This is a genomic window from Methylorubrum sp. SL192, from assembly GCF_026672325.1.
Taxonomy (GTDB): Bacteria; Pseudomonadota; Alphaproteobacteria; order Rhizobiales; family Beijerinckiaceae; genus Methylobacterium; species Methylobacterium extorquens.
In genome coordinates, this window is record NZ_JAPPQV010000003.1 from 5,031,046 (window position 1) to 5,047,888 (window position 16,843).

A 16,843-nucleotide genomic window follows, 5' to 3' on the forward strand; every position below is an offset into this window, starting at 1 on the left:
AGCGGATTATGAGGACGGGCCGGCAGCGTGGCCGGCCAACCCCTCCGATTCGGTAAAGACGCGTCAGCGCCTTTCGCGCGTGGCCTCGTCCCGGCAAGGGCGGATCGTCTCCGGTGCCGGCCGCCGGTTCGGCGCGGGCGCCTCGAAGACGGCGAGATAGCCGACCCCGCCCTTCAGCCGCGTCATCGACACCTCGCGGTAGCCGACGGAAGCGAGTTCGCAGCGCAGGAGTTTCGGCGGCGTGCCGTGGCGCGAGGGGATCGCATCGGCATCGACGATCCCGACCCGGCCGCCGGGCTTCATCGCGGCGGCGAGGTTCCAGAGCAGGCCGAAGGGCTGGGCGATCTCGTGGTACATGTGGACCAGCACCGCCGCATCGACCGAGCCGGGCGGCAGGCGCGGGTCGTGCGCCTCGCCGCGCACCAGGGTGACGTTGGACAACCCTGATTCCGCGAGCCGGCGCTCCAGATCGGCGAGGTAATCCGGCGTGATGTCCTGCGCGAGGATGCGCCCCTGCGGCCCGACGCGGGGGCTAAGACGGAACACGTAGTAGCCGCTGCCCGCGCCGATATCGGCCACCGTCTCGCCGGGGGCGATCCGCATCAGGCGGGCGACCTGCCCTACCTCGTCGGCCTTGTCCCGCTCCCGCTCGTGCGCCCATTGCGGCGCGACGATCTCGGCGACCGGGCGATCCGGCCTCGGGAATCGCTCGGCCGGCGCGCCGGGAGGCGCGAGCGGCTCGGCCGCGAGGGCCGGAAGCGACAGGAGGATGAGGGCGGCGGCAAAACGGATCATGCCGGCTTTCAACGCACAAATGCGCGGAACGCACCGGCCGGGGCGAACCTTCGTGAACTGTCCCCGTTCTGTCGAGGCAGGTCCGAACCCAGGCGCGAACGAGAACCCCATGCACAACCCGATGCTTCGCCCTCTCTTCCTTCGCCAAGCGATCCTCGCGGCCGCCGCCGCCCTGGCGCTGACGCTCCTCCCGGCGAGCCTTGCCCAGGCCCAGAGCATGCCCGGTGCGACGGTCGGACTGCCCATGGGCTCGCCCGATCCGTTCGGCCTCTCCACGGTGAACCGGCCGTCCGGATATTCCGCGGAGCCCTACGCCGAGCCCGGCATGGACCCGGCCGAGCGCCGTATCCGCCCGCGCCCGCAACGGAGGCTCAAGAGCCATCGCACTTCCGCACCGAAGCGGCGGGCACCGATGGCTCGGCGCTGACCGTCGCGTCGCTACCGTCGTCCGAACGCCCACGCCCACCGCTCATGACGATGGTTCGGCGGGCGGCCTCCGTTGACCGGCCCGCCCGCCGCCGCCATCAAGCGGCATGAGCGAGCCCATTCTCCCCGGCGCGGCGGCCCCCTGGCGGGCCACCGTCCTGACTCTCTACCCGGAGATGTTTCCCGGTCCGCTGGGTCATTCGCTGTCGGGGGACGCGCTCGGCCGGGGGACGTGGAGCCTGGAGCCGCGTCAGATCCGCGAGCACGGGCTCGGCCGGCACCGCAACGTCGACGACACGCCGGCCGGCGGCGGGGCCGGGATGGTGCTGCGCTGCGACGTGCTCGGGGCCGCCATCGACGCCGCGGCGCCGGCGGATGATCCCCGCCCCCGCCTCCTCATGTCCCCGCGCGGAAGGCCGCTGACGCAGGACCGCGTGCGGGCGCTGGCCGAGGGTCCCGGTGCCATCATCGTCTGCGGCCGCTTCGAGGGTGTGGACGAGCGGGTGATCGAGGCGCGCGCGTTGGAGGAGGTCTCGATCGGCGATTACGTGCTCTCGGGCGGCGAGATCGCGGCCGTGGTGCTCATCGACGCCTGCGTGCGCCTGCTGCCCGGCGTGATGGGCAAGCACGCCTCGGGCGTCGAGGAGAGCTTCGAGGGCGGGCTGCTCGAATACCCGCACTACACCCGGCCCCGAGAATGGGAGGGCCGGACGATTCCCGACGTGCTGATGGGCGGCAACCACGCCGCCATCGGCCGCTGGCGGGCGGAGCAGAGCCGTGCGCTGACGCGGGCGCGCCGCCCCGACCTGCTGGAGCGGGATGAACCTTAGATGGAACTTCACCACATCTATTCTTCCGGCAACTGAACCATCGTTCTGTCACCGGCAGCACACACGGCGCTGAATGCAGGAATGGCCGCTTGCATTGTGGCGCGTGATCCGTCATCTCCAGCGGCGGGACACCTCCCCCCAACGGGAGGCAACCATCTGGAAGGATGGATGACATGACGGCTCAAATGCCCGCCGCGCGTCCGCGCGTGCCCTATTTCTCGTCCGGCCCCACGACCAAGCGTCCCGGCTGGAGCCTCGATGCCCTCTCCGGTGCCGCGCTCGGCCGCTCGCACCGCTCGGCTGTCGGCAAGGCGAAGCTCGCCGAAGCCATCGAGCTGACACGCAAGGTTCTGCGCATCCCCGCCGATTACCGCATCGGCATCGTCCCCGGCTCCGATACCGGCGCCGTCGAGATGGCGATGTGGTCGATGCTCGGCCCGAAGCCCGTCGAGGTGATGGCCTGGGATTCCTTCGGCGCCGAGTGGGTCACGGACGCGCTCAAGGAACTCCGGATCGACCCGAAGGTGCATGTCGGCGAGCACGGCATCCTGCCCAAGCTCGATGCGATCGACACCAAGAACAACGACGTCGTCTTCACCTGGAACGGCACCACCGCCGGCGTGAAGGTCCCGCACGCCGACTGGATCGCCGACGACCGTGAGGGCGTCACGATCTGCGACGCGACTTCGGCCGCCTTCGCGATGCCGCTGCCGTGGGACAAGCTCGATGTCGTCACCTATTCCTGGCAGAAGGTGATGGGCGGCGAGGCCGCGCACGGCATGCTGATCCTCTCGCCGCGCGCCGTCGCGCGCCTCGAGAGCCACACGCCGGCTTGGCCGATCCCGAAGGTGTTTCGCCTGACCAAGGGCGGGAAGCTGCTCGAGGGCATCTTCAAGGGCGAGACCATCAACACGCCCTCGATGCTCGCGGTCGAGGATTACCTCGACACCCTGAAATGGGCGCAGAGCATCGGCGGCCTCGACGCGCTCCATGCGCGGGCGGACGCCAATGCGCGGGTGATCCATGACTGGGTGGCGCGCACCCCGTGGATCGGCCATCTCGCGGTGGATCCGGCGACCTACTCGAACACAGGCGTCTGCCTCGTGATCACCGACTCGGACGTGCTCGCCAAGGGAGACGCCGCGGTGAAGGCGTTCGCCGCCGCCCTCGTCACGCGGCTGGAAAAAGAAGGCGTCGCCTTCGACTTCGGTGCCTACCGCGACGCGCCGGCCGGCCTGCGCATCTGGTGCGGGGCCACCGTGGAGGCGTCCGACCTCGCGGCGCTCACCCCCTGGCTCGACTGGGCCTTCGCCCAGGAGAAGGCGGCGCTCGCCGCCGCGGCGGCCTGAGGGTCTGAGACGTCATGATGGCCGGTCGCGAGACCGGCCATTTGCTTATTGACGCGCTCCAGCGATCCGCCGGTGATGTCCCGCGCGACGCGGCGACCGGCCATGCCTCCGTGCGAGGCAGCGATCCTGCGCGCCCGCATGATGCGAGGTGCTTCCCGTGCCTAAGCTCACCCAGACCAAGCCCAAGGTCCTCATCACCGACGCCCTGTCCGACGCCGCCGTCCAGATCTTCCGCGATCGCGGCATCGAGGTCGATTTCCAGCCCGGCCTCGGCAAGGACAAGGAGGCGCTCGCCGCCATCATCGGCCAATATGACGGGCTCGCCATCCGCTCCGCCACCAAGGTGACGGACAAGCTGCTGGCGCAAGCCACCCGGCTGAAGGTGATCGGCCGCGCCGGCATCGGCGTCGACACGATCGATGTGCCAGCCGCGACCGCCAGGGGCGTGATCGTGATGAACACGCCGTTCGGCAATTCGATCACCACCGCCGAGCACGCCATTGCCCTGATCTTCGCGCTCGCCCGCCAGATCCCGGCGGCGGACGCCTCCACCCAGGCCGGCAAGTGGGAGAAGAACCGCTTCATGGGCGTCGAGCTGACGGCCAAGACGCTCGGCGTCGTTGGCTGCGGCAATATCGGCGCCGTGGTCGCCGACCGGGCGATCGGGCTCAAGCTGAAGGTGATCGCCTACGATCCCTTCCTGACGCCGGAGCGCGCCTTCGAAATCGGCGTCGAGAAGGTCGAACTCGACGAATTGCTGGCGCGGGCCGACATCATCACCCTGCACGTGCCGCTCACCGACAAGACTCGCAACCTCCTCTCGGAAGAGAACCTCGCCAAGACCAAGCGCGGCGTGCGCATCGTCAACTGCGCCCGCGGCGGCCTCGTGGACGAGATCGCGCTGCGTGCCGCCCTCGATTCCGGCCATGTCGCGGGCGCGGCCCTCGACGTGTTCGTGACCGAACCGGCGATCGAGAACCCGCTCTTCGGCCACCCGAACGTGATCTGCACGCCGCATCTCGGCGCCGCGACCTCCGAGGCGCAGGAGAACGTCGCGCTCCAGATCGCCGAGCAGATGGCGGATTACCTCCTCAGCGGCGCCATCACCAACGCGATCAACTTCCCCTCGATCTCGGCCGAGGAGGCGCCGCGCCTCAAGCCGTTCGTCGCCCTGTGCGAAAAACTCGGCTTGTTCCTGGGCCAGCTCACGGAAGCGCCGATCAAGGGCATCCGCATCACCTACGAGGGTGCGGTGGCCGGGATGAACACCCGGGCACTGACCTCGGCAGCGGTGACCGGCGTGCTGCGCCCGATCCTGCAAGAGGTGAACATGGTCTCGGCCCCCGTGATCGCGCGGGATCGTGGGATCGTCATCGACGAGATCAAGCGCGAGGGCGGGGCCAGCGACTACGAGTCGGTGGTGCGCATCACCGTGGATGCGGAGGACATGCCGCGCGACGCCGCCGGCACCGTCTTCAACGACGGCAAGCCGCGCGTCATCGAGATCCGCGGCATTAACATCGACGCGCCCTTCGCGCCGCTGATGCTCTACGTGCGCAACCACGACAGGCCGGGCTTCGTCGGCAGCTTCGGCACCGTGCTCGGCGAGGCGGGCGTCAACCTCGCGACCTTCGCGATGGGCCGCGAGGCCGAGGGCGGCAACGCCATCGCTTTCGTGGCGGTCGATGCCGAGGTCTCTCCCGAGGTTCTGAAGGCGATCGAAGCGATCCCACAGGTGAAACGTGTCCGCCCCGTACGCTTCTGAGGCCGGCAAGCCCCCGACTGAGGCCAGCAAGCCCCCGGCGGACGATCCCGACCGCTCCCTCGACCGTCACGGCACGGCGCTTCCCGCGCCGTCCCCCCTCCCCCTGACCAAGAGGATCGCGCGATGGCCCGCAAATTCACCGTTCGCTGCGCCTGGGACGAGGCGGCCGGCGTCTTCTTCGTGCACGACTCGCCGGTGCCGGGCCTCGCCACCGAGGCGCCGACCATACCGGCCCTGCTGTGCAAGCTGCCCGGCATGATCCGCGACCTGCTCGGCCTCGACGACGGCGCCTATCTCGACATCTACGTCGAACGGGTGAAGCGCTGAAAACGCCGTCGAAAGACGGCCTCGGACGACTTGACCGGCCGGGGCCATCCTGGCGACACACTCGCGCGATGAGACATCGTCAGGCATCGCTCCGGACGGCCCTGGCCGCGGCCGAGCTGATGCTCTCACGCGCGAGCACACCATGAAGATCGACGGCCGCCCCTACCGCACCATCTTCCCCGAGGCCGACGGCGATGCCATCATGGTCATCGACCAGACCCGGCTGCCCTTCGCCTTCGAACTCAAGCGGTTGGCGAACTTGGACGACGCCGCGGTGGCGATCCGCACCATGGTGGTGCGCGGCGCGCCGCTGATCGGCGTCACCGCCGCCTACGGCATGGCGCTGGCCATGCGGCAGGATGCAAGCGAGGCGGGGATCGAGCGGGCTTCCGCGACCCTCGCCGCAACCCGGCCGACCGCGATCAACCTGCGCTGGGCGCTCGACCGGATGGCCGCCGTGCTGCGCCGCGCCCCGCAATCGGCGCGCGAGGCGCTGGCCTTCACGGAGGCCGCTGCTATCGCCGACGAGGACGTCGCGAGCTGCCGCGCCATCGGCGAGCACGGTGCCAAGATCCTGTCCGAGATCGCCGCGAAGAAGGACGGGCCGGTCAACGTGCTGACCCATTGCAACGCCGGCTGGCTCGCCACGGTCGATTGGGGCACGGCGCTGGCGCCGATCTACGTCGCGCACGATGCTGGCGTGCCGGTCCACGTTTTCGTGGACGAGACCCGGCCGCGCAACCAGGGCGCGGCGCTCACCGCCTTCGAGCTCAACGCCCACGGCGTGCCGCACACCGTGATCGCCGACAATGCCGGCGGCCATCTGATGCAGCACGGGCAGGTCGATGTCTGCATCGTCGGCTCGGACCGCACCACGGCGTCGGGCGACGTCTGCAACAAGATCGGCACCTATCTGAAGGCGCTGGCCGCCACCGACAACCGCATCCCGTTCTACGCGGCGCTGCCGTTCTCGACGATCGACTGGACCTTGTCCGACGGGGTGCGCGACATCCCGATCGAGGAGCGCGACGCCCGCGAGGTCACCCATCTCACCGGCCGCACCGATGACGGCGCTTTCGCCACCGTCGCCGTGGTCTCGCCGGGAAGCCCGGTGGCCAACCCGGCCTTCGACGTGACGCCCGCCCGCCTCGTCACCGGCATCATCACCGAGCGCGGCGTCTGTGACGCCTCCGAGGACGGCTTGGCCGGGCTCTATCCGGAGCGGCGCCGGGCCGCCTGACGAACGGACCGTCAGTCCTTCAGCGGATCATGGCCCCAGTTCATCAGCGACAGCCGCCACGGTGAGTCCTCGGTCTTGGACTTGTCCTCGGGCCCGCCCTGTTTGAGGTGGCGGTTCACGTAGCCCACGACCTTCTTCATGTGGGCGTAGTCGTCGTCGCTGAGGTCGGCCTTCTTCTTGTGAAGGATCTCGACGATGCGCCGGCCCTCTTTGTGGCCGGTGGCCTCGCCGCCGTCCTTCTTCTGGCCGACCGACTGGCTCTCGTCGGTCTCCAGGAATTTTTCGAGGGCCGAGGCGGTCATGTTCACCGCACCCTTGAAGTCCTTCCAGATGGTCTCGTGATCGTCTTTCTCGGCCATGGCGCCCCTCGTCCTCCCGGTCTCGTCGGGGCGAGAACGGGGGCGTTTCGGACGCGGTTCCGGCCTCACGCCGACTGCGCGCTTGGGACGCGCGGCCGGCCGGCGCTCAGCCGCCGCCAGCGGATCACCAGCGCCACCGAGACCACGAGAAGGCCGGCGCAAAAGCCGGCCCAGATCCCGCGTCCGCCCGTGCCCGCGCCCCAGGCGAGCGCCGCCCCGAGCGGCACGCCGATGCCCCAGTAGCCGAACAGCGCGATCAGCATCGGCACCTTGGTGTCCTGCAAGCCGCGCAAAGCGCCGAGCGCCACCGACTGCACGCCGTCCGAGATCGCGAACAGCGCCGAGAAGATCAGGAATCCGGCGGCGACGGGATAGACCTGGGCCGCGCCCGGCGCCTCGGCGTCGAGGAACAGGTTAATCAGCGTGTGCGGAGCGAAAAGCTGCGCCAGCGCGCAGGCCACCATGAAGCCGAAGCCGAGCCAGAGCGCGACAGCGCCCGCGCGGCGCAGGCCCGCCCGGTCCGCGGCGCCATAGGCGCGGCCGACCCGCACCGTCGCCGCTTGCCCGATGCCGTTGGGCACCATGAAGCAGGTCGCGGCGATCTGCAGCGTGATCGCGTGGGCGGCGAGCGGCAGCGTGCCGAAGGTGCCCATCGCCACCGTGGCCGCCTCGAACAGGCCAGCCTCGGCGATGCCCGCCACGCCCATCGGCAGGCCGACCCGCACGACGCGGGCGAGGCGCTCGGTGTCGAAGCGCCAGAGGCGGGCGAACATGCGGTGGCGGCGGAGGCCCCCGTCGAGCCGGATCACCGCGACCAGGGCGGCGATCGCCAGGAACTCGGTGACCACGGTGCCGAGCGCGACGCCGACGATGCCGAGGTCCGGCGGGCCGAAGGCGAAGAAGGCCCCGAGCGCGATGTTAAGCGGAAGCGCGGCGAGGCTCACGGCGAGCGGCGGCCCCGGGCGCTGGAGCGCGGCGAGCGCGCCTTTCAGCACCATGAAGGCGAGGGCCGGGAACATCCACCATTGCAGCACCCGCATATAGGCGCCGGCCTCGCGGGCGACGGTCGGCTCCTGGTGGAGCGCGAGCAGCAGCCCTTCCGTGAACCAGAGCCCCGGCATCAGCGCGAGCGTCACGAGGAAGCCGACCCACAGGCCCGCCCGGACCGTGCGCCGCACCTCGCCCGCCCCCGCGCCCGCGGCCCGCCCGACGGCCTCCGCGACGAGGGGTGCCACCGCGGAGGTGAGGCCGATGCCGCCGATGAACAGCAGCAGGTAGAGGCTGGTGGCGAGCGCACCCGCGGCGATGGGCTCGGCGCCGAGCCGGCCGAGCAGCACCGCGTTCGAGGCGACCAGACCGTGCTGGGCGAGGTTGATGAGGACGAGCGGCGCCGACAGCTTCAGCGTCGCGCGCAGTTCGTCGAGCCAGGGCGAAGCCGGCGGCCGCCCGAGGGCGCCGGCCGCGAGGCTCGGTGAAGACGTCACGTGTTCTCAGCTCCGTTCGTTCGCTCAGGAGGCCGGAGCCGGCGCCCGATCCCCCAGGAAGCCGCCGGACTGGCGCCGCCACAGGTCGGCGTAGAGCCCGCCCCGGCGGATCAGTTCGGCGTGGGTGCCCTCCTCGACGATCCGGCCGCTGTCGATCACGATCAGCCGGTCGAGCGCGGCGATGGTCGAGAGCCGGTGGGCGATGGCCAGCACGGTCTTGTCGCCCATCAGCGTGTCGAGTGCCTCTTGGATCGCCGCCTCGACCTGGCTGTCGAGGGCACTCGTCGCCTCGTCGAGGATCAGGATCGGCGCGTCCTTCAGGATGACGCGGGCAATCGCGATGCGCTGGCGCTGCCCGCCCGAGAGCTTCACCCCGCGCTCGCCGACATGGGCGTCGTAGCCGCGCCGGCCCTTGTGGTCCACGAGGTCGAGGATGAACTCGTGGGCATGCGCCAGCCGCGCCGCCTGCTCGATCTCGGCGTCGGTGGCATCCGGGCGACCGTAGCCGATGTTGTCGCGGATCGAGCGGTGCAGGAGCGAGGTGTCCTGGCTGACCATGGCGATGGCTTGGCGCAGGGAATCCTGCGTCACCCCGGCGATGTCCTGCCCGTCGATCAGGATGCGACCGCCCTCGACGTCATGCAGACGCAGCAGCAGCGCGGTGATGGTGCTCTTGCCCGCGCCGCTGACGCCGACGAGCCCGACCTTCTCGCCGGGGCGGATCTGGAACGACAAGTCCTCGATGATGCTGGCATCACCCCGCCCGTAGTGGAAATCGACGTTCTCGAAGCGGATCTCGCCGCCGGTGACCTGCAGCGTCTTCGCATCGGGCGCATCGGTGAGGCCGTGCGGACGGGCGATGGTCTGCATGCTCTCCTGGATCACGCCGACATTCTCGAACACGCCGCGCACGGTCTGCATCACCCAGCCCGACATCGCCATCAGCCGCAGGATCAGCGCGAGGCCGGCCGAGGCTTCGCCGGTCGTCAGCGCACCGCGCTGCCACAGTGCGAAGCAGACGGCTGCGGTGGCGAACAGGAGCAGGCTGTTGAGCCCCGCCAGCAGGCTCGTCGTCAACGTGGTGAGCCGGAACTGGTGGAGATAGGCCCGCGTGTGGGTATCGACCGCATCGCGCACGGTGGCGCGCTCCTCGCGGTCGCGGGCAAACAGCTTGACGGTGAGGATGTTGGTGTAGCTGTCGACCACCCGGCCGATCAGGGTCGAGCGGGTCTCGGCGGTGAGGTGCGAGCGCTTGCGGGCGCGCGGCACGAACCACGCCGTCAGCCCGGCATAGGCCACCACCCAGAGGACGACAGGAAGTGCCAGCCAGCCGGAGATCGAGGAGAACAGCCCGATCGCGGTGACCGCGTAGATCGCCACGTAGAGCAGCGTGTCGATGAACACGACGGCGAGTTCGCGCACCGCCGGCCCGACCTGTACCGTGCGGTTGGCGAGCCGCCCGGCGAAATCCGCCTGGAAGTACGAGAGCGAGTGGCCCAGCGTGTAGAGGTGGGTGCGCCAGCGGATCTGGTTGGTCGATTGCGGCACGATGAGCTGGTTCGAGGCCAGCTCGTGCAGGAAGGCCGCCAGCGGGCGCACCACGAGGAGCAGCAGCGCGGCGAGCGTCAGCGGCACGGCGTTGTCGCTCAGCACGGTGGTGCGGTCGGCCGCGTTCATCAGGTCGATGAACCAGCGCATGAGCAGGTAGAGCGACGCCTCGATGCCGCCCGCGACCACGGCGATGACGAACAGGGCCAGCAGCGCGAAGCGGATCGGCCGCAGATAGAACCCTGCGAAACCGAGCACCGTCTTCGGCGGCACGCGCCGGTCGTCGAAGGGCGCGAACGGATCGATGCGGCGCTCGAGCCAATCGAGGAACATGTTTTTGTGAGACCAAGTGAGGAATGAGAGGCTGAGGTAAGCCTCCTTGACGCCGGGCCAACCCTGCGCCCATGCCGCAGGCAAGACCCTGCCCTGCCTTGCCCTAACTCGCCTCGCCCCTTCGCAATCCCTCCCCGCCGATGCTGCGCCTCGCCCTCTACCAGCCCGATATCCCGCAGAACACGGGCACGATGCTGCGCATGTCCGCCTGCCTCGGGATCGCCGTGGAGATCATCGAACCCGCGGGTTTCGACGTGTCCGACCGGCACCTACGCCGCTCGGGGCTCGACTATCTCGACCACGTCGCGATCACCCGGCACCGTTCCTGGGACGCCTTCGAGGCGTGGCGGCGCGAGATAGGTATCCGCCTCGTGCTCGCCACCACCACCGGCTCGGTGCCCTACACGCAGCACGCGTTCCGCGACGGCGACTGCCTGCTGATGGGCCGTGAATCCGCCGGCGTGCCGGAAGCGGTTCACGCGGCCGCCGATGCCCGCGTGGTGGTGCCGATCCGGCCGGGCCTGCGCTCGCTCAACGTGGCGGTCTGCGCCGCGATGATGCTGGGCGAGGCGATCCGGCAAGTCGGATGAAGGGCAGGTGATCAGGTAGGGCCGAGCGCGTCCGCGGCACCCGCTGATGGCCGCCGACGCCAGGGAGCACGGCTGCGTTCGGAGCGGATGGGCAGAGCCTGTCTCGGAGCCGGACGGCTACGTTTCCCCCTGCGACAAGGGCCCTCTCTATTGCAAATGTTAACTCAGATTTCACGAGGGGCGTTGCTGAATAAGTTTTAGGCATTTTGCCGAATTCCAGGGTCGTTCAATGAACATTTTCAGCAACGCGAAGCTATTATTTAAAATTGCGTTACCATTCGCATTGACTGTAATGATCAGTGCCGGCCTGATCGTCTACGCCCGCGACGTGATGCGCGGCCTCTCGGAACAGACCGCCCGGATCGTCGACGTCCAGGCCGTGCGCCTCGATGCGCTGTTGCATATGCGGGGAGGCATCACCGAGGCCGCGGTGATGGATCGCAACATGTTGCTTGAGAGCGATCCGCAGAACAAGGCTCGCTTTCGGACGCGCCAGCAGGCCGGCATGACCGAGGCACGGGAGGGCGCCGACCGGCTTCTCGCCTTGGCCGACACGCCCGAGCGGCGGACCGCCAACGAGGCCGTGCGGCGCGATATCGAGAGCTTCTTCGCGACGCTCGATCGCGTCTACGACCTCGGCCTGCGTCAGCAGGGGGACGAGGCCTTCCGGATCGCGCGGGATGTCGGCATCCCGGCGCGGCTCAAGCTGAACGAATGGATGCAGAACCGCTCCACGCTGCTGGCCAGCGAGCTTGCCGCGGCGAAGGTGAAGGCAACGGAGGACGCCGATCGCGGCACCTCCATGCTCATCGGCTTCGCGGTCGTGGGCCTGCTGGGAGCGATGGCGCTGGCCGGTTCGATCGTCGTGCTCTCGATCACCCGCCCGCTCGGAAGCCTGGTGGGCGTCCTCCAGCGGATGGCGCGCGGCGAGATCGAGGCCGAGATCAAGGAGGCCGCCCGCGGCGACGAGATCGGTGCGGTCGGCCGGGCCGTCGAGGGCATCAAGGCCATGGTGGCACGCAAGGCGGCCGAGGAGGCCGAGGTGCGTCGGCGCGCGGACGAAGCCGCAGCGGCCGAGCGCAAGCGCACGATGGTCGAACTGGCCGACGGCTTCGAGGCGGCGGTCGGCGGCATCGTCGGCATGGTGTCCGCCTCGGCGACCGAGCTGCAGGCCACCGCACAGCAGATGACCGCAACCGCCACCGAGACGGCCTCGCAATCCACGACCGTCGCCGCGGCGGCCGAGGAAGCCGCCTCCAATGTCGGCACGGTCGCCGCCGCCGCCGAGGAGTTGGGGGTTTCCGTCCAGGAAATCGGTCGTCAGGTGCAGGGCTCGTCCGGGTTGGCCCAGGCCGCCGTTGGCGAGGCCGACCAGACCACCCACTTGGTTCAGGCGCTGCGGACGACCTCGGCCCGGATCGGCGACATGGTCGGGCTGATTTCCAACATCGCCTCCCAGACCAACCTGCTCGCGCTGAACGCCACGATCGAGGCGGCGCGGGCGGGCGAAGCCGGGCGCGGCTTCGCGGTCGTGGCCACGGAGGTCAAGGAACTCGCCAGCCAGACCGCGCGCGCCACCGAGGAGATCTCGGGTCAGATCGGCGAGATCCAGGGCGTCACGGATCAGGCCGTCGCGGCGATCGGCGTGATCACGAGCCGAATCCGCGAGATCAACAACGTCGCGGCCGGGATCGCCGCAGCGGTCGAGCAGCAAGGCGCCGCCACGCAGGAGATCGTGCGCAACGTGGCGCAGGCCTCCAGCGGCACCGCCGAGGTGACGCGCAACATCTCCGGGGTCGCCCAGGCTTCGGAGGAGACCGGCATCGCCGCGAGCCAGGTGCTCACCTCGTCCGCCGAGCTGTCGCGGCAATCCGAACACCTGTCGGCGGAGGTCCAGCGCTTCCTCGCGACCGTCCGGGCCGCCTGACCACCGCACCGTGGCACGACCGAGAGACCTCGCCCCAACGGGCGAGGTCTTTTTCGTTGCCGCTTGGGTCCGGCGACCGGCGAATCGCAGGGCAACGTCGCGCCGCCGTCGCGTGACGGCCCGATGACCGCATCGCGACGCCGACCCGACGAGTCGGGATCGATGTGCCCCATCACACGCGCCACGGGCATATCCTAGCGAATGTCACATCCGACGCGTGTGCGGCGCTTGAAGACACCGAAACGGTGTTTTAGCTTCGATTCGTGACCCGTTCAGGAACCCTCCCCTCTCGCCTCACCTACCGGCTCCTTCCCGAGCCGGCCGATCTCGCTGAGGTGTTCGCCCTGCTCGCGGCCTATCGGCGGATGCTCGTTCTGCTCGAGGAAATCCGCCGCGAGCATGGCCTGCGCGCCAACGTCGTCGCCCTGATCGAGCACGGCTACCAGCGGGTGCGCGACGAGACCGGACTGCCCGCCCGGCTCGTGACGCTCGGCATCCGCGACTTCGCCCAGCGCGCCGCCGGGTTCGACCCCGAGACGGTCACGTCGATGCCGCTCGACGACAAGCTGTTCAGCGTGAAGGGCGCCTCGGAGATCGCGCTGACCACGATGAACGGCCGGCGCACGATGCCCTACCGCGTCGAGGGCTACGACGGCCCCTGGCGCGAACTCTCCAGCGCCCGCCTCACCATCGCGGGCGACGCGCTCACCATCCAGGTGGGCGTCTCCGTCACCGCACCGCAGGAGGAGACCCGCATGACTGAAAACATCCTGACCCGTGTCGGCCGGATCATCGGCGGCCTCTCCAACGCCGCCCTCGAAGCGGTGGAGGATCGCAACGGCCTCGCGGTGGCCGAGCAGGCGCTGCGCGAGATCGACGCCGTCATCCAAGAGGCCCGGCTCGACCTCGGCAAGATCAAGGCCGAGGAACACCGGCTCTCCGCCCGGCGCGGCCAGCTCGACGGCGAGTTGCGGGCGCTGCCCGAGAAGCTATCGCTGGCGCTCTCGAACGGGCGCGAGGACTTGGCGCGGGCCGGCATCGCGCGGCAGCTCGACCTAGAGAGCCAGATCGAGGCGATCGATTCGAGCCTTGCCGACGTTGCCGAGCGGCACGGGGCGGCGACAAAAGCGATGCAGGCGGCCACCGCCGCCCGGCGCGACGCCGAGCACCGCATCGCGCTCCTGCGCAAGCCCCCGGCCAAGGCGGCCGACCTGCTCGACGGCTACGGCAGCGAGGAGGCGACGCGCACCCGCCAGCTCGAACAATCGCTGCAGGCGATCGACCGGGTCACCGGAACTGCCTCGGCGGTCGCCGACCCCTCGGTCGAGGAACTGGATCGTCTCCACCGCGACGACACCATCGAGCGCCGGCTCGCGGCGCTCAAGCAGGGCCGGCCCTCATGACTTCGCTGGTGGGCCCCCTCGCCGGCTCCGCCCTGTTCCCCTTCACCCTGGCCGCGGTGGTGATGGCCGGCCTCGTCGCGGTGGAGGCCCTGTCCCTCCTCCTCGGGCAGTCCCTCTCAGGGCTGGTGGACGGTGCTCTCGGTCACGAGGCGGGGAGCGGCGGCGACCTGACGAGCGCGGCGGATGCAGACGCCGCCTTCTCGCCCGCCGCAGTGATGTCGTGGGTCAATCTCGGCCGGGTGCCCTTCCTGATCCTTCTGATCCTGGCACTCGCCGTCTTCGCCCTGGCGGGCTTCGTGGTGCAGGGCCTCGCCGCAGCCGTCATCGCGCCCCTGCCCGCCCTCCTGGCGGTTCCGGCCGCCGGGGCGGCGACGCTGCCGGCCCTGCGCGTCTCGACCAAGGCCATCGCCCGGCTGATCCCGCGGGACGAGAGCTACGTCGTGAGCGCCGACGACCTGATCGGCGCGACGGCGGAGGTCACCCTCGGGCCGCTCGACCAAGGCCTTCCGGGCCAAGTCCGGGCGGTGGACCGCCACGGCAACACCCACTTCCTGCGCACCCGCGCCGCGCCCGGAGCCCCGGCCATGGAAGCCGGCGCCCGCGTCCTGATCGTGGACCGGGCCAACGCCGTCTACGTCGCGGTGCCCGCCGCGCCGGATCTCTGATCGCTTCTTCTTCCCCCACCGAAAGGGTCGCTCACGATGGATTTGATCAGCCCCGGCATCGTCAACCTGCTGGTGATCGCCGGCATCATCGTCGTCGCGTTGCTCGGCATCGGCTTCGTGTTCAGCCGGCTCTATCGGCGCACAACGCGGGACACCGCCTTCGTCCGCACGGGTCTCGGCGGGCGCAAGGTCGTGGTCGATGGCGGCGCGGTGCTGCTGCCGGTGTTCCACTCCATCGCCATGGTGAACCTCAACACCCTGCGCCTCGAAGTGAAGCGCTCCGGCAACGAGTCGCTGATCACCAAGGACCGCCTGCGGGCCGACATCACCGTGGAGTTCTACGTCCGCGTCGAGCCCAAGGAGGAATCGATCGCGCTCGCCGCCCAGACGCTGGGTGACCGCACCAACGACGCGATGCTGCTGCGCGAGCTGATCGAGGCGAAGTTCGTCGATGCCCTGCGCTCGGTCGCCGCCGGCATGACCCTGCCCGACCTTCAGGAGAAGCGCGCCGCCTTCGTGAAGGGCGTGCAGGAGGCGGTCTCGGGCGACCTGCGCCACAACGGCCTCGAACTCGAATCCGCCTCGCTGACCCGCCTCGACCAGACCTCGATCGAGCATTTCAACCCGGACAACTCGTTCGACGCGGAAGGCCTCGCGCGGCTGAAGGAGATCACTGAGCAGCGCCGCAAGGAGCGCAACGCCACCGAGCGCGACGCCGAGGTCGCGGTGGCCGAGAAGGACCGCGAGACCGCGCTGAAGCAGCTCGAGATCAAGCGCACCACCCGCGAGGCGGAACTCGCCCAGGAGCGCGACATCGCCAACAAGACCGCCGAGACTCGGGCCGAGACCGCCCAGGCCGAGCAACGCGCTCAGCAGAGCGAGGAGACCGCGCGGATCGAGCGCGAGCAGGTGGTCCGTCTGCGCGAGGCCGAGGCGCGCAAGAACTCGGAGGGCGCGCGGATCGAGGCGGATCTGGCCATCGCCCAGCGCAACGCGGAGGCTGAGCGCGAGCGTCAGCTCATCCTTCAGGACAACGCCATCAAGATCGCCGAGCGCTCCGAGAAGGAGTCGCAGGCCCGTGCCGCCGCTAAGGCGGCGGAGGCGCTCGCCGTGGCCGCGGAGGAGCGGGTCGCCACGGCCAAAGCCAAGGAGATCGCCGAGCGTGAGCGCGAGGTCACCGTCATCGCCGCCAAGCAGGAGGCCGAGCGGGAGGCGACCGGCGTCACCGTGACGGCGGAGGCCGAGCGGCGCGCCGCCGAGGACCGGGCCAACGCCATCATCACCCTGGCCGAGGCCGAGGCGACCGCCGCCGCCTCGCGGGCGGAGGCCATCGCCAAGCTCGGACAGGCCGAGGCCGAGCGCGAGCGGGTGATGAACGAGGCCCGCAACGCGCTGTCGGCCGAGGCCCGCGCTTTCGAGACGAACCTCAAGCGCCTCGGCATCATCCCGGATGCCCTGCGCGAAAGTATGCGGGCGGTGGAGAAGATCGACTCGATCCGCATCTTCGATGCGGGCGGGATGATGGGCAGCGGCAACGGCGCCGGCGGCGTCTCGGCCAATTTCGGCGACAGCCTCTCGGGCCACCTGCTGCGCTACCAGTACAACAGCCCGATCCTCGGCGCGATTTTGAACGAGGCGGGCTTCGCCGAGGGCAAGGGCAGCCTCGATACCTTGGTCGGCGGGCTGCGGAACGGCACGGCCGTCGAGCCGGCCGCCAAAGGGCACGCCGCCGCGGCCGAGTGACCGAAAAGAAACAGCGAAGCAGGAATGTGCACAGGCATGATCTCCCCGAAAGTCACGTC

Annotated in this window: 15 protein-coding genes; 11 read left to right on the forward strand and 4 right to left on the reverse strand. The window is 69.9% G+C overall.

What is annotated here, in order from left to right; all coding sequences use genetic code 11:
• Positions 1-63 precede the first annotated feature (63 nt).
• Positions 64-795, reverse strand: a complete 732-nt coding sequence (locus tag OVA30_RS24445; protein ID WP_268177261.1) for a class I SAM-dependent methyltransferase — start codon at positions 793-795, stop codon at positions 64-66.
• Between the two features lie 109 nt (positions 796-904).
• Between OVA30_RS24445 and OVA30_RS24450 the strand changes: the two genes are divergently transcribed.
• The 6 genes from OVA30_RS24450 (at position 905) to mtnA (ending at position 6,732) form a co-directional block, all read left to right on the forward strand.
• Complete coding sequence (locus OVA30_RS24450; RefSeq protein WP_268177262.1) at positions 905-1,222, forward strand: hypothetical protein; 318 nt, start codon at positions 905-907, stop codon at positions 1,220-1,222.
• A gap of 106 nt (positions 1,223-1,328) precedes the next feature.
• Entirely contained in the window at positions 1,329-2,051 is a 723-nt protein-coding gene (gene trmD, locus OVA30_RS24455; protein ID WP_268177263.1) for a tRNA (guanosine(37)-N1)-methyltransferase TrmD, read from the forward strand.
• Positions 2,052-2,224: 173 nt separating this feature from the next.
• Positions 2,225-3,400, forward strand: a complete 1,176-nt coding sequence (locus tag OVA30_RS24460; protein WP_268177264.1) for a phosphoserine transaminase — start codon at positions 2,225-2,227, stop codon at positions 3,398-3,400.
• Between the two features lie 157 nt (positions 3,401-3,557).
• Entirely contained in the window at positions 3,558-5,165 is a 1,608-nt protein-coding gene (gene serA / locus OVA30_RS24465) for a phosphoglycerate dehydrogenase (protein ID WP_253389550.1), read from the forward strand.
• A gap of 123 nt (positions 5,166-5,288) precedes the next feature.
• Entirely contained in the window at positions 5,289-5,492 is a 204-nt protein-coding gene (locus OVA30_RS24470) for a DUF1902 domain-containing protein (protein ID WP_268177265.1), read from the forward strand.
• 142 nt (positions 5,493-5,634) lie between these two features.
• Entirely contained in the window at positions 5,635-6,732 is a 1,098-nt protein-coding gene (mtnA, locus tag OVA30_RS24475) for an S-methyl-5-thioribose-1-phosphate isomerase (protein WP_268177266.1), read from the forward strand.
• An 11-nt stretch (positions 6,733-6,743) separates the two neighbouring features.
• Here the strand turns inward: mtnA and OVA30_RS24480 are convergent, their stop codons facing one another.
• The 3 genes from OVA30_RS24480 to OVA30_RS24490 all read right to left on the reverse strand — a co-directional run bounded on the left by OVA30_RS24480 (position 6,744) and on the right by OVA30_RS24490 (position 10,456).
• Positions 6,744-7,091, reverse strand: a complete 348-nt coding sequence (locus OVA30_RS24480; protein ID WP_012252413.1) for a DUF3140 domain-containing protein — start codon at positions 7,089-7,091, stop codon at positions 6,744-6,746.
• A 65-nt stretch (positions 7,092-7,156) separates the two neighbouring features.
• Positions 7,157-8,575, reverse strand: a complete 1,419-nt coding sequence (locus OVA30_RS24485; RefSeq protein ID WP_268177267.1) for an MATE family efflux transporter — start codon at positions 8,573-8,575, stop codon at positions 7,157-7,159.
• Between the two features lie 24 nt (positions 8,576-8,599).
• Positions 8,600-10,456: an ABC transporter ATP-binding protein gene (locus tag OVA30_RS24490; protein WP_012605725.1), complete on the reverse strand. Its 1,857-nt coding sequence runs from the start codon at positions 10,454-10,456 to the stop codon at positions 8,600-8,602.
• 140 nt (positions 10,457-10,596) lie between these two features.
• Here OVA30_RS24490 and OVA30_RS24495 point away from each other — a divergent pair, with 140 nt between their 5' ends.
• The 5 genes from OVA30_RS24495 (at position 10,597) to OVA30_RS24515 (ending at position 16,784) form a co-directional block, all read left to right on the forward strand.
• On the forward strand, positions 10,597-11,046 hold the full coding sequence (locus OVA30_RS24495) for a tRNA (cytidine(34)-2'-O)-methyltransferase (protein ID WP_268177268.1): 450 nt from the start codon (positions 10,597-10,599) through the stop codon (positions 11,044-11,046).
• 229 nt (positions 11,047-11,275) lie between these two features.
• Positions 11,276-12,973 carry a methyl-accepting chemotaxis protein gene (locus OVA30_RS24500; protein WP_268177269.1) on the forward strand — a complete coding sequence of 566 codons (1,698 nt, stop codon included), beginning with the start codon at positions 11,276-11,278 and terminating at the stop codon, positions 12,971-12,973.
• Positions 12,974-13,236: 263 nt separating this feature from the next.
• A complete protein-coding gene (locus OVA30_RS24505; RefSeq protein WP_268177270.1) occupies positions 13,237-14,376 on the forward strand; it encodes a PspA/IM30 family protein in 1,140 nt (379 codons plus the stop codon).
• A complete protein-coding gene (locus tag OVA30_RS24510) occupies positions 14,373-15,041 on the forward strand; it encodes an OB-fold-containig protein (RefSeq protein WP_268177271.1) in 669 nt (222 codons plus the stop codon). The genes OVA30_RS24505 and OVA30_RS24510 overlap by 4 nt, the downstream gene beginning before the upstream one ends.
• Positions 15,042-15,077: 36 nt before the next feature.
• Complete coding sequence (locus OVA30_RS24515; protein WP_268177272.1) at positions 15,078-16,784, forward strand: flotillin family protein; 1,707 nt, start codon at positions 15,078-15,080, stop codon at positions 16,782-16,784.
• The last annotated feature ends 59 nt before the right edge of the window (positions 16,785-16,843 follow it).